The organism is Catenovulum sediminis, assembly GCF_007289895.1.
Classification (GTDB): domain Bacteria; phylum Pseudomonadota; class Gammaproteobacteria; order Enterobacterales; family Alteromonadaceae; genus Catenovulum; species Catenovulum sediminis.
Genome location: NZ_CP041660.1, coordinates 1,036,151 through 1,049,079, shown reverse-complemented (window position 1 = coordinate 1,049,079; position 12,929 = coordinate 1,036,151). Strand labels below are relative to the sequence as shown.

Below are 12,929 nucleotides of genomic sequence, written 5' to 3'. Positions count from 1 at the left end.
AACGGGAGAATGTCGTCATGAGTATTGATTGGAAAAAATACAAGAACAGCCCATTTTATGATGAGCTGATTCAACCTTCGGGTGAAGCCAGACGTCATTCGCAACAACTTGCAGGTTTTTTGGCAAGCTTGAATGATGAAGAATTATCAACAGCACGCGCCGCCGCCGAACTGGCGATTAAAGAAATGGGCATTACTTTTACCGTATACGGAGAAGGCAGCACCATCGACAGAGCATGGCCTATTGACATTGTGCCCAGAGTCATCGCCAAAAAAGAATGGGATTTTGTCGAAGCAGGTTTAAAACAAAGAGTCGAAGCACTCAACCTGTTTATTAATGATTTATATCATGATCAAAAAATTATTAAAGACGGTATTTTTCCGGCTGAGCTCCTTGCGAAATCGGTTAATTTTAGACCTCAATGTGTGGGTGTCTCGCCACCCAAAGGTATTTGGGCACATATTTGTGGCTCAGACTTAGTGCGGGACGATAAAGGCACGATTTATGTGCTGGAAGATAATTTACGTGTACCGTCTGGGGTTTCTTATATGATAGAAAACCGCTCGGTTATGAAACGTGTATTTCCAGAACTATTTGAAAACAACGATATCTTGCCAGTGCATGATTACCCGTCTCAACTCTTCGATATGCTGGCGGCAATGTCGCCAAGGCCGGATGACGCGCCAGAGGTCGTTGTATTAACACCGGGGATCTACAACTCAGCTTATTTTGAGCATTGTTATCTGGCACAAGAAATGGGCTGCGAACTGGTTGAAGGGCGAGATCTTGTTGTCAACGATGACGACTGTGTATACATGAAAACCATCTACGGATTAAAACGGGTTGACGTTATTTATCGCCGGATTGATGACTTATTTTTAGATCCGGAAGCGTTTAATCCAGAATCAACCTTAGGTGTCGCAGGGTTAATTCGCGCTTGGAAAAAAGGCAATGTTGCATTAGTCAACGCACCCGGTGCCGGTGTAGCCGATGATAAAGTGGTTTACTCTTATGTACCGGAAATTATCAAATATTATTTGGATGAAGAAATAAAGCTGCCTAATGTGCCGACGTACAAATGTATGGATAAAGCCGATCGTCAGTACGTTATTGAGCATATCGACGAACTGGTTGTCAAACCGGCGAATGAATCTGGCGGTTATGGATTATTAATCGGACCTAAATCGACAAAAAAAGAACAGCAGGAATGTATAAAACGGATAAAAGCCGATCCAAGAAATTATATCGCACAACCGACATTAAGTTTATCCACAGTGCCAACTTTGGTTGATTCGCATGTAGAAGGAAGACACGTCGATTTACGGCCATTTATCCTATCTGCGGGGGATAATACACAAGTGACGACCGGCGGGTTAACTCGAGTTGCGTTGGTTAAAGGGTCGTTAGTGGTAAATTCATCACAAGGTGGTGGTAGTAAAGATACTTGGATTGTTGACGGGGAGGACGAATAAGATGTTATCTCGAGTGGTAGAAACCTTATATTGGATGGCACGCTATGTCGAACGTGCAGAAAATGTAGCTCGTCTGGTTAATGTCAATAACCTTTTACTGATGGATTTACCTAAAGGCGTATCCACTGGCTGGGAACCCATCATCGACATTATTGGATATCGTGAAGAGTACTTAAAAACACATAAAGATTTTAATGAACGCAGTGCGTTAAGGTTTTTATTAGTGAGTGGTAATAACCCATCTTCAACCCTGAACTCGCTGTGGATGGCACGCGAAAATGCGCGTACTGTGCGTGATGTGATACCAAGGGCGGTATGGGAGGGGATTAACTCTTTATACCTGTATGTCAAAGAAAACCAAAATGAAGGGCTAACCAAAAGAGGTCGATTTAAATATTTAGAGCATATTATTGAATCAGCTCACCTCATTTTTGGCGCATTGGATGCGACAATAAATCATGATCATGGTTATCGGTTTTTGCAATTTGGCTCTTTGTTAGAGCGTGCCGATATGACCACTCGAATACTGGATGTACGTTCGGCAAGCTTAATTGAAAGCGAAGTTTCCCGCCCATTTGATAATATTCAGTGGATTAGTGTGTTGCGCTCGTTAAGTGCCTACCAAATGTATCGACAGCAAATGGGGGTACGTGTGAAACGAGAAGATGTGTTGGAATTTATGCTACACAGTGAAGTTTTTCCACGTGCCGTGCTATTTTGTTTGCAACAAATGCAGAACCTCATCTCACCTATTGTTAATTCAAAGCAGGTCATACCAGCTATTGAAGAGGCGGGGAAAATGCTTACTCAAGCCAATGTACGCAAGCTAAAAAATGGCGAGCTTCATAAATTTATTGATGAAATTCAGATAGATCTGGCCAAAATCCATACGCAAGTTGCAGAGTTATACTTTCTCAAATAATTATTTGGTTGAGCCGCTTAGTAGCGGCTTTTATAAATTGGTCATAAAACCATCATTTTTAATGCTTAATTGATCTAATAGTTTATATATCTCCTCTTATACTCAGAACAGCAACAAATGGTTTGTTGTTCATATATTTGATTGGTGGTGAAGGGAACTTCATTGCTGTACCAAGAGGATAGTCGTTATGATTTTATTAGTCGGTGGAGAAAAAGGCGGCAGTGGTAAAAGCTGTCTTGCTCAGAATATAGCTGTTTATTTAGCCAAAGAATTAAATGCCAACGTCATGTTGGTTGATTGTGACCCGCAAAAAACAACCTCAGACTGGATTCAATCCCGCCATAATAGCCCTGAATTAGAATGGATTAGTTGTGTTCAACTGTTTGGAAAAGTTCGCTATGAATTGCAGGGATTTGAACGGAATTACGATTATGTTGTGATTGATTGTGGTGGGCGGGATAGCACAACACTTCGCTCCGCTTTGTCTGTCGCAACACATGTGTTGATTCCGATGCGGCCGAAAAGACGAGACTTGAAAACTGTCCCGCATGTTGAAGATTTAATTTCAACTTGCAAAATGGTCAACCCTAACATGCGTGAAGCCGTTGTGATGACGCAGTGCCCTTCATTGCCAAATCAAGCTGGCCGGATTATTGAAGCGAAAGATGTTTGTCGCAGTTATGGTCTGCAAGTGTTAAATACAGTGACCTTTAGCCGGAATGTTTATGACGACAGTGAAGAAATGGGCTCGTCTGTATTAGAGCAGGATCCGCAAGGCAAAGCTGCAGAGGAAATACGTTCGATAGTCAACGAGGTTATGCGACTGCAAGTGGAGGAAGAAGATCATGGGTATGGCCGACCTGAAAAAAAGCTACTCAAAGCAGTGTAATTTAACAAAAATTGAAGTTGATGATTTTATTGATGATGCTGAAAATTATGCTGCCGGTTTGCCCAGCCTGCTTTTTGCGCCCCGGATAATTCCGGGTTGCGAAAAGGCAGGTGACAGTGCAAACGCGCAAGCATTAACGGCGCCGCGTAAAAATGCAACTTTTTCACTAAATGAGGGGGTTGTTGAACAATTAGCACATGCTTCTAAAATGAATAAGGTGAGTAAATCTAAAATGGTGCGTATATTGGTATATCAATTTGCGAAGCTAAGTGCACAACAACAGATGCAGATCGTCGAACAGTTTATTAGCGAAGGCTAATCAATCATGTGACACCCATCTAGCCTGTCACACCGATTGTAGATGATTGAGTCAAAAATTTTAAATACGGTAAATCAGTGTTATGTGGTAAGCCGTTATAAAGTTTATTTTAATAGGTATCGCAATTGAGTGAATTTCTGTGGTTAAATTAGCACAGTTACTTTTTTCCTCTTTTGATTAATTCCTATTTAGGTGGCTGAACATGTCAGCAAAGCATCCAATTATTGCGATTACCGGTTCTTCCGGCGCTGGAACGTCGACGACAACTAAAGCTTTTCGACATATTTTCCGCAGCTTTGATATTAAAGCTGCGGAAGTTGAAGGTGATAGTTTTCACCGATATACCCGAGCCGAGATGGAAGTTGAGATCCGCAAGGCTGAAGAGCAAGGGCGTCACATTAGTTATTTTGGCCCACAGGCGAATGACTTTGCCTTGTTAGAAGAGCTGTTTGAAAATTATGGTGAAACAGGGAGTGGACAAATCAGACGTTATTTGCATTCTTTTGATGAAGCCGTACCTTACAACCAAATGCCAGGTACCTTTACCCCTTGGCAAGAGCTGCCCGAATCAGACTTATTATTTTACGAGGGCTTACATGGTGGTGTCGTTACAGAAGAAAATAATGTTGCGGAACATGTTGATTTGCTGATTGGCATGGTACCGATTGTAAACTTAGAGTGGACGCAAAAAATCATTCGAGATACAACCGACAGAGGTCACAGCCATGAAGCTGTAATGGCATCGATAGTGCGTAGTATGGATGATTATATAAATTACATCACACCACAATTTAGTCGTACACATATTAACTTTCAGCGTGTTCCGACCGTTGATACGTCAAACCCATTTGCAGCAAAAGATATTCCGAGTTTGGATGAGAGTTTTGTTGTGATTCGTTTTCGTGGTACCAAAGGGGTCGATTTCCCATATTATCTAAATATGATAGATGGCGCTTTTATGTCTCGCGTCAATACTATGGTTGTGCCTGGAGGCAAAATGGGGCTGGCCATGGAGCTCATTATTACCCCGATGATAGAAGATTTAATGAAGAAAAAAGGCAAAAAAATCACCCCAACCGAGTGGCTATTAAGATAGTTTGTCCGGCAAAATCTTTTACGGTTCCGATTGACTCAATTTTGCATAATCTTAATCAAAGAATAATCAAACAGGTGAGCTATTGCCTGTTTGATTAATTAATACTTATGGTAATCAATTAACGGTTTATATTTCGTTAAAATTTTTGGCTTTAACTGGAATGGCGGATGGTATTGAGTATTTCTCCATCTATTAACGCATAAACAGTTTGTGATAGTTCAGTTAATTCTGGTGTGCCTATAAAGCGGCCTTCTTCTTTAATAACAATTAGCTCTTGTTCTTTAAGCTGGCCAACAAACTGGCTCAAAATAGATTTGTCGCTAAATTCAGGCCCTTTGATATCGTGTAATTTGGCTAAATATTTAGCCACTTCCTGTGCACTTCGCTCCAATTCTGAACGGCTTAAACCTTGTGGGTGTGCATCAAGCGTATTTAGCACCGCAGCATACCTTTGTAAGGTTTCCTGACCTATCAAACTTAATAAATAGAGTTGTAAATAAGGTGTTTCAGAGTGCTCCACTGTGGTGATTTTTTCATTTTCAATAGATACGATTTTTTGTTCTACAAAGGTTTGGATACAATGTTCTAGGTGTTGTTGCAAAACCTCAGGCTCTATCGAAAAAAAGTATTCGTTGGCCATTATCGGCGTAATTTTTTCAACTATTTTTACTAAATGGCTTTTAACAATACTTTTGTGTTCCACCAAAATAGCGGCAATAACACTGGGGATAACATATAAATGAATGATGTTATTGCGGTAATACGTCAGCTCAACAACTGAGTTATCCGCAATTGAGACGGTTGCCGGAGCTTTATCTTCAAACTCAAATTTTTCCATTTTCAGCGCGTTATTTATCAATTCTGCGGCAGTATTTTCCGGTGGTAACGTCATATTTGGAAACGGTGATTTCTGCGCATGTAATCGCGTTAATAGATTGAGTATCTTTTCTAGATCATCTCGAAACAAGGTATGCTGATCGGCAACCGATAACACCATCGCAATCATAGTCACGCCGTTTAAAGCGGCGGCATGGTTGATGTTGCACATAATGTGTTGACTAACATGGTTGATGTAGCCCGGTAACCAAGTTGGTTTTGGTGGAAAATAAGGATCACCGTCTTTTTTCCACTCGGGCTGATAAGCGGTTAAACTTTTGTTTAAAGTAATAGGTTGCCCAAAATTGACATAACCACGGCCAAAGTGGCGCAGGTTTTTTAAAATACTAAACAAGTGTAAAAAAGATTCTTTTTTCTTTTTTTCACCACGCAATTCACGCAGATAGGTTTTTACCTCCATCACGTGTTCATAACCTATATAAACAGGCACCAAAGAAACAGGGCGTTCTTGGCCACGCAACATGCTTTGTACCGTCATCGCGAGCATGCCTGTTTTGGGCTTTAACAATCGACCAGTACGCGAGCGGCCTGACTCGGGGTAAAACTTAATTGCATGTCCTTTGTTGATAAGCTGAGCCAGATATTCACGAAATGTTTCTGAATAGAGTTTGTTGCCGCGAAACGAGCGGCGGATGAAAAACGCGCCTGCACGTCTAAAAATGCCGCCCATCGGCCAAAAGTTTAAATTCACCCCCGCTGCTATATGAGGTGGGACGAGACCCTGGTGATAGATCACGTAAGTTAGTAGCAAATAGTCCATATGGCTGCGGTGACAAGGGACGTATATGAGTTCATGACCTTCTTGCGCAAGCTTTCTAACTTGTTCACCGTTTTTAACTTCTAAACCCGAGTAGAGCTTGTTCCAAACCCAAGTCATGACAGTGTCCAGCATTCTAATCCAACTATCACGATAGTCAGCCGCCATTTCTTCTAGATAACTCTTAGCCGTTTGTCTGGCTTTATCAATACTGATGTTTTTACTTTTCGCTTCATCTTCGATCGCTTTTTTAATAACGGGCGAAGCTAATAAAGCGGTAAACATATTGTCCCTTTGCCATAGTCGAGGGCCGGCCATTGCTAAATGTTGTCTTTGAAAGTGGAAACGGGCCACGCGCAAAAGTTTTTTGGTGATTTCGGCTTCAGAGCCGTGTTCTTCTACTACGAAGCGCAACGAAAGGGGTTCATCTATTGAAATAAAATTGTCGCGACCAGAAAATAAAACGATAAATACTTTTTTTAACCAACTTGGTTTTTGTTGATCGCTGAAAAGGGTTTTTACTTTGGCTTTTTCTTTGCCCGGGGCACGACCCCAAGATAAGAATACAGGAACCAACTTGGCATCCAATTCAGGGGTTTTTACATGCATATCCAGCACTGATTGGATTTTTGCAATCGCATCTGTTTTACCCGCTTTTTTTTGAATAACAGGTTGTATTTTGTCTAAACAAACGTACCGTCTAAACGATTGTTCACCTAACTGAACTGTTTTAAATGGGCTTGGCAAACCGGCTTTTTTACAGGCACGCTCAAGCACTAATAAATCGGTTAGCGAATCTTGCTTTAATACATAAAAGATTGGCTTATTCGGGTTTTGCACCTCAAGTGCTTCCAAGTTACCCAAAATTAACTTTGATTTTGTCAGTAGCCGAATCGGTAGCGCGAATATATAGCTGAATAGCTTTTTGTAATCTGTCATTTAATGCAAAATTAATAGTAAATTTTGATGTATTGTAGCATGTTAGCGCAAACTGGCAGATCGGATTTTATAAATGGCCGTAATATTATTTGCCTTTTCTAATGCCCTGTATATACTGACAGTATTGATTACTGTATAGATAAACACTGTTATGAGACCATTAACGCCCAGACAAACTCAGATATTGCAATTAATAAAAGACAATATACAGGAAACCGGCATGCCGCCAACACGTGCTGAGATAGCGAATATTCTAGGCTTTCGTTCTCCCAATGCTGCCGAAGAGCATTTAAAAGCACTGGCTAAAAAAGGCGTTATCGAAATCATGGCGGGGACGAGCCGAGGAATCCGGCTGGTTGCCCAAGACGACGATATCAATACGGAAAACGGGTTGCCACTTATTGGTAAAGTAGCCGCGGGTAGTCCTATTTTGGCACAAGAACATGTTGAGCAGCATTACAAAGTTGATCCATATTTATTTAAACCATCAGCTGATTTTTTATTACGTGTTGAAGGTGACAGTATGATTGAAGTCGGCATTTTAGATGGCGATTTACTTGCTGTACACAAAGCGCAAACAGCGCAAAATGGTCAAGTGGTGGTTGCTAGGGTCGAGGATGAAGTCACCGTAAAACGTTATCAGCAAAGCGGTCGGAAAGTTACGTTAATCGCTGAAAATAAAGATTTTGCACCTATTGAGGTAGATTTGGCTACGACACCTTTTGCAATAGAAGGTTTAGCTGTTGGTGTCGTCCGTAATACGGGCGGTTTTTGAGCAACTCGCCAGCTTTTCACTGCTTCCAATAATACGCTTTAGTCTGCACATTTGATTTTGGCTAAAGCGTTTTTTATTTATTTCTCATCAGTTCTTTTTATTAAAAAACGCCAACCCCTTTGTAAACTCATTCTGTTAATTAGCTAGCCAGAGACAAGTTTGTGCTAAACCCCTTATTTTTAGGCATTTAAAACAGGTCAGATAGTTCATTTCCTTTTGATTTAAGCAATTTATATCTTGAATTTTGTTAAATAAATGAAATTTTTTTTTGTTTTACATGGATCTATTTTCATTCGTTGTCTATTTTTTATTCATAAGAGTTTTTGCGCAATATAGTAATAAAAACCCCGAAATAATAATTAGAGTGACAACAAGGAGTCCGAGCTGTGGTCAAACATTATAAGTTTTTAGCCGCTTTAGCGCTTTTGCTGGCTAATTCGGTAAAAGCGGCGAGTTCTGGTGAAAGTCCTTCAACTTACAACCTGACCAAGGGTGTAACAGATATCAGCCAGCAGGTGTATGACTTGCATATGACGATATTCTATATCTGTGTTGTGATAGGAATTGTCGTGTTTGGTGTCATGCTTTATGCGATGGTTTTTCACCGTAAGTCACGCGGGGTAAAAGCCGCAAATTTTCATGAAAGCCTTAAAGTCGAAGTTGCTTGGACTATTATCCCATTTATTATTTTAATTGGTATGGCAATACCCGCTACCTCTACATTGTTAGATATGGAAGATGCTTCTGAAGCAGATTTAACAATTGTTGTTACAGGCTCACAGTGGAAATGGCATTACCGATATTTAGAGCATGATGTTGAGTTTTATAGTTTACTCTCAACACCTGTTGAGCAAATTCAAAATAAGTGGATTAAAGGCGACGACTACCTGTTAGAGGTTGATAAACCTTTAGTGATTCCTACCGATCGTAAAGTGCGCTTTTTAATGACCTCCGATGATGTTATTCACAGCTGGTGGGTGCCTGATTTTGCAGTCAAAAAAGATGCGAATCCAGGCTTTATAAATGAAGCTTGGACTAAAGTGAATGAGCCCGGAATTTACCGAGGGCAATGTGCTGAATTATGTGGCAAAGATCACGGATTCATGCCCGTAGTTGTGACTGCGCTTGAACCAGCAAAATTTGATGCGTGGTTACAAAAAGAGATTGAAGCGAAAAAAGCCGCCGCAGCAGAAGAAGCCCGCTTGCTAGCGATGAATATGTCGTTTGATTCATTAATGAAAGAAGGTGAAAAAGTTTATGGTGCTTATTGTGCCGCTTGTCATCAGGCGAATGGGGCCGGTTTACCGGGCGTATTTCCGGGCTTGGTTGGCAGTGCTATTACAACCGGTGATGTTAAAGAGCATATTGATATTGTGGTAAATGGCAAAAAAGGAACTGCAATGCAGGCGTTTGCCAAACAGCTCACCTTGGCGCAAATTGCCGCAGTGGTCACATATGAGCGTAATGCTTGGGGCATGAATTCAGGTGATTCAGTGCAACCAAAAGATATTTATCAGTTTATCAATAATAGTGGCGAGTAAGGAGGCATTAGATGACTACAGTTACAACCGCAAACGAATCAGCCACACCCCAAGAGCATGAGCATCATGGTCCGGAAAAAGGTATTAAGCGTTGGTTATACACCACTAATCACAAAGACATAGGTTCTTTATATTTGTGGTTTGCATTCATTATGTTTTTAACCGGTGGCGCGATGGCTATGGTTATTCGGGCTGAGCTTTTTCAACCCGGATTACAAATTGTTGAACCACACTTTTTTAATCAAATGACCACAGTGCATGGGTTAATCATGGTGTTTGGTGCTGTAATGCCAGCTTTTACCGGTTTGGCTAACTGGATGATACCTATGATGATAGGTGCACCGGATATGGCCTTGCCAAGAATGAACAACCTTAGTTTCTGGATACTGCCTTTTGCCTTTGCAATATTGTTGGCCAGTCTATTTGTCGAAGGTGGTGGGCCAGCATTTGGCTGGACATTTTATGCACCCTTATCAACTACCTATAGTGGTGATAGTACTGCATTATTTGTATTTTCAGTACATATCATGGGTATTTCTTCGATTATGGGGGCGATCAATGTCATTGTAACAATTTGGAATATGCGAGCGCCCGGCATGACATGGATGAAGATGCCGTTATTTGTTTGGACATGGTTTATAACCGCTTTCTTATTGATTGCCGTGATGCCTGTATTGGCTGGCGCTGTGACTATGGTGCTGACTGATAAGTTTTTCGGCACCTCGTTTTTTGATGCCGCAGGTGGTGGTGACCCTGTGATGTTCCAGCACATTTTTTGGTTTTTTGGCCACCCAGAAGTTTACATTATGATATTGCCCGCATTTGGCATTATTTCCACCATAGTACCTACTTTCAGTCGAAAAAAATTGTTTGGTTATGCTTCTATGGTCTATGCGACAGCTTCCATTGCGCTATTAAGTTTTGTTGTCTGGGCACACCATATGTTTACAACAGGGATGCCTGTTTACGCAGAGCTATTTTTTATGTATTGCACCATGCTGATATCAGTACCGACCGGGGTTAAGGTATTTAACTGGGTTGCGACTATGTGGAAGGGGGCAATCTCTTACGAAGTACCTATGATGTTCTCGGTAGCCTTTATTATCTTATTTACCTTCGGTGGTTTCTCAGGGTTGATGCTGGCCATCACACCGGTCGATTTTCAATACCATGATACATATTTCGTTGTTGCGCATTTTCATTATGTGTTGGTGACTGGGGCTATTTTTTCATTGATAGCCGCTACGTATTACTGGTTACCGAAATGGACCGGCGTAATGTATGACATAGGGCTAGCCAAAGCTCATTTTTGGTGCTCGCTTATCTCTGTTAACGTGTTATTTTTCCCAATGCATTTTGTTGGCTTAGCGGGTATGCCGCGACGCATCCCTGACTATTCAGTTCAATTTGCAGACTGGAATCAAATTATCAGTTTGGGGGGCTTTGCCTTTGGGCTATCACAATTTATCTTTTTAGCGCTACTGATTAAGGCTTGCCGAAAACAGGGTGAACCGGTTGACGCTAAAGTGTGGGATGGTGCTGAGGGCTTAGAGTGGGAGGTTGAGTCGCCTGCGCCTTATCATACCTTTACTAAACCACCGAAAATCGATTAGGACGGGATCATGCTAAAACGTGACAGTAATGCTCAGCAAAAAGCTAATAATAAGATAGTTGCTCGCTTGGCGCTTGTTGTCGTATGTATGTTTGCTTTTGGCTTTGCTCTGGTGCCCTTGTATGACGTTTTTTGTGATCTTACGGGTCTCAATGGGCGCAGCATACAACGCGCAGACGCTGGACTGACAGCGGATGATTTAACTCAGGTAGACAATAATCGAAAAGTTAAACTGGAATTCGTCAGTTTTAGCAAAGCCGGTCATCAGTGGCGTTTTAGTGCATTAGAACCTGTTGTCCGGGTACATCCGGGAGAAATGCAAAATGTACGTTTTACCATTGAAAATACCAGTAGTGAAACCGCATTTGTACAGGCTATCCCATCCGTTTCACCAGGCCAAGCTGGCTTGTATCTACATAAAACAGAGTGTTTTTGTTTTGAACAGCAAAAAATTGAAGGCAAACAAAAAGTAGAATTTGTTATGCGGTTTTATCTGGATTCTGCATTACCCAAGGATATATCGCAAATGACATTAGCTTACACTTTATATGCGGTTGATGGTAATACAACCGCTCGTGTTAATTAGGAGGATGGAAAATGGCAGAGCATGATTCTTCTCAATATTATGTGCCGGCGCAAAGCCCGTGGCCGATAGTCGGTGCAGTTGCACTTTTTATGATTGCAGTTGGGGCGGGTAATTTGGTAGCACATTTAAGCCGTACAGGAGAACCAGGATGGGGGCGATATGTATTAATAGCGGGTATCGTAACCATTTTGGCTATGATGTTTGGTTGGTTTCGAGACCAAATTAAAGAATCGAGAGCCGGTTTACACAATGAACAGCTGGGTGTTTCATATCGCCAAGGTATGTCTTGGTTCATATTTTCTGAAGTGATGTTTTTTGCGGCCTTTTTTGGTGCTTTATTTTATGCCCGTATGATTTCTGTTCCTTGGTTAGGGGGCGCGGGCAACAATGAAATGACCAATGTCGTATTATGGCCACAGTTTGAAGCAATATGGCCGCTTGTAACTACTCCAGATGGCACGCAAACACAGGCCATGGGATATATGGGATTGCCGTTAATTAATACCATTATTTTACTGCTGTCTTCTATCACGATTCATTTTGCACATGTCGGTTTAGAGCAAAATAAAAGAAAGCAATTATTTTGGATGTTGTTCGTGACTGTACTGCTCGGATGTGTGTTTCTTTTCTTGCAAGTAGAAGAGTATATCCATGCATACCAGGATCTAGGTCTGAAACTCGATTCAGGTGTATACGGCAATACCTTTTATCTATTAACTGGTTTTCATGGTATGCATGTAACCCTTGGTACCCTATTTTTAATTGTTATGTTATTTCGCATACGGGCTGGCCATTTTACCGTAGATAATCATTTTGCCTTTCAGTCATCCGTTTGGTATTGGCATTTTGTTGATGTGGTTTGGTTATGCCTTTTTGTATTTGTGTATGTTTTATAGCTTTACATTAAAACGGCGGTACATTCAATTTTATCCATTGCATGTAAACTGACAGAATAATAAACAATAGGGTTGCCACCGAAAAAATTAAACGGCGACCCAAACGCTTGCTCATATTTTGAGTTTTGTTATTAGTTGTCATCGCGACGAGGGCTATAACCAGATTAAATATGCTTAATATCAACATGATGATAATAATGATTTTAGCGATCATTTTATAATTTCCCT

At 41.1% G+C, this 12,929-nt stretch carries 12 protein-coding genes; 10 read left to right on the top strand and 2 right to left on the bottom strand.

The window, feature by feature from the left end; all coding sequences use genetic code 11:
• Positions 1-17: 17 nt before the first annotated feature.
• From FNT16_RS04165 to FNT16_RS04145, 5 genes are all read left to right on the top strand, one after another.
• Positions 18-1,472, top strand: coding sequence for a circularly permuted type 2 ATP-grasp protein (locus tag FNT16_RS04165; protein ID WP_143870363.1), 1,455 nt, complete (start codon positions 18-20; stop codon positions 1,470-1,472).
• A 1-nt stretch (position 1,473) separates the two neighbouring features.
• Positions 1,474-2,394 carry an alpha-E domain-containing protein gene (locus FNT16_RS04160; protein ID WP_143870362.1) on the top strand — a complete coding sequence of 307 codons (921 nt, stop codon included), beginning with the start codon at positions 1,474-1,476 and terminating at the stop codon, positions 2,392-2,394.
• 187 nt (positions 2,395-2,581) lie between these two features.
• Positions 2,582-3,283 (top strand): AAA family ATPase, encoded by a 702-nt coding sequence (locus FNT16_RS04155; RefSeq protein WP_143870361.1) that lies wholly within the window; start codon positions 2,582-2,584, stop codon positions 3,281-3,283.
• Positions 3,240-3,602: a hypothetical protein gene (locus tag FNT16_RS04150; RefSeq protein WP_143870360.1), complete on the top strand. Its 363-nt coding sequence runs from the start codon at positions 3,240-3,242 to the stop codon at positions 3,600-3,602. The genes FNT16_RS04155 and FNT16_RS04150 overlap by 44 nt, the downstream gene beginning before the upstream one ends.
• Before the next feature lie 202 nt (positions 3,603-3,804).
• Positions 3,805-4,698 (top strand): phosphoribulokinase, encoded by an 894-nt coding sequence (locus FNT16_RS04145; protein ID WP_143870359.1) that lies wholly within the window; start codon positions 3,805-3,807, stop codon positions 4,696-4,698.
• 151 nt (positions 4,699-4,849) lie between these two features.
• Here FNT16_RS04145 and plsB read toward each other — a convergent pair whose 3' ends face one another.
• On the bottom strand, positions 4,850-7,291 hold the full coding sequence (plsB, locus tag FNT16_RS04140; protein ID WP_143870358.1) for a glycerol-3-phosphate 1-O-acyltransferase PlsB: 2,442 nt from the start codon (positions 7,289-7,291) through the stop codon (positions 4,850-4,852).
• A 151-nt stretch (positions 7,292-7,442) separates the two neighbouring features.
• On the opposite strand from plsB, the gene lexA reads away from it, so the two are divergent.
• The 5 genes from lexA to FNT16_RS04115 all read left to right on the top strand — a co-directional run bounded on the left by lexA (position 7,443) and on the right by FNT16_RS04115 (position 12,701).
• Positions 7,443-8,066, top strand: coding sequence for a transcriptional repressor LexA (lexA, locus tag FNT16_RS04135; RefSeq protein WP_143870357.1), 624 nt, complete (start codon positions 7,443-7,445; stop codon positions 8,064-8,066).
• A 425-nt stretch (positions 8,067-8,491) separates the two neighbouring features.
• Positions 8,492-9,607 (top strand): cytochrome c oxidase subunit II, encoded by a 1,116-nt coding sequence (gene coxB / locus FNT16_RS04130; protein ID WP_425456698.1) that lies wholly within the window; start codon positions 8,492-8,494, stop codon positions 9,605-9,607.
• Positions 9,608-9,618: 11 nt separating this feature from the next.
• A complete protein-coding gene (gene ctaD / locus FNT16_RS04125) occupies positions 9,619-11,220 on the top strand; it encodes a cytochrome c oxidase subunit I (protein ID WP_143870355.1) in 1,602 nt (533 codons plus the stop codon).
• Positions 11,221-11,229: 9 nt separating this feature from the next.
• The gene (locus tag FNT16_RS04120) at positions 11,230-11,805 is read left to right on the top strand and encodes a cytochrome c oxidase assembly protein (protein WP_143870354.1); all 576 of its coding nucleotides are present in this window, start codon (positions 11,230-11,232) and stop codon (positions 11,803-11,805) included.
• An 11-nt stretch (positions 11,806-11,816) separates the two neighbouring features.
• Positions 11,817-12,701: a cytochrome c oxidase subunit 3 gene (locus FNT16_RS04115; RefSeq protein WP_143870353.1), complete on the top strand. Its 885-nt coding sequence runs from the start codon at positions 11,817-11,819 to the stop codon at positions 12,699-12,701.
• 7 nt (positions 12,702-12,708) lie between these two features.
• Here the strand turns inward: FNT16_RS04115 and FNT16_RS21100 are convergent, their stop codons facing one another.
• A complete protein-coding gene (locus FNT16_RS21100; protein ID WP_143870352.1) occupies positions 12,709-12,915 on the bottom strand; it encodes a DUF2909 family protein in 207 nt (68 codons plus the stop codon).
• Positions 12,916-12,929: the final 14 nt, after the last annotated feature.

Coding starts and splice junctions, on each gene's coding strand:
- FNT16_RS04165 (WP_143870363.1), top strand. CDS start 18: ATGAGTATTGATTGGAAAAAATACAAGAACAGCCCATTTTATGATGAG.
- FNT16_RS04160 (WP_143870362.1), top strand. CDS start 1,474: ATGTTATCTCGAGTGGTAGAAACCTTATATTGGATGGCACGCTATGTC.
- FNT16_RS04155 (WP_143870361.1), top strand. CDS start 2,582: ATGATTTTATTAGTCGGTGGAGAAAAAGGCGGCAGTGGTAAAAGCTGT.
- FNT16_RS04150 (WP_143870360.1), top strand. CDS start 3,240: ATGGGTATGGCCGACCTGAAAAAAAGCTACTCAAAGCAGTGTAATTTA.
- FNT16_RS04145 (WP_143870359.1), top strand. CDS start 3,805: ATGTCAGCAAAGCATCCAATTATTGCGATTACCGGTTCTTCCGGCGCT.
- plsB (WP_143870358.1), bottom strand. CDS start 7,291: ATGACAGATTACAAAAAGCTATTCAGCTATATATTCGCGCTACCGATT.
- lexA (WP_143870357.1), top strand. CDS start 7,443: ATGAGACCATTAACGCCCAGACAAACTCAGATATTGCAATTAATAAAA.
- ctaD (WP_143870355.1), top strand. CDS start 9,619: ATGACTACAGTTACAACCGCAAACGAATCAGCCACACCCCAAGAGCAT.
- FNT16_RS04120 (WP_143870354.1), top strand. CDS start 11,230: ATGCTAAAACGTGACAGTAATGCTCAGCAAAAAGCTAATAATAAGATA.
- FNT16_RS04115 (WP_143870353.1), top strand. CDS start 11,817: ATGGCAGAGCATGATTCTTCTCAATATTATGTGCCGGCGCAAAGCCCG.
- FNT16_RS21100 (WP_143870352.1), bottom strand. CDS start 12,915: ATGATCGCTAAAATCATTATTATCATCATGTTGATATTAAGCATATTT.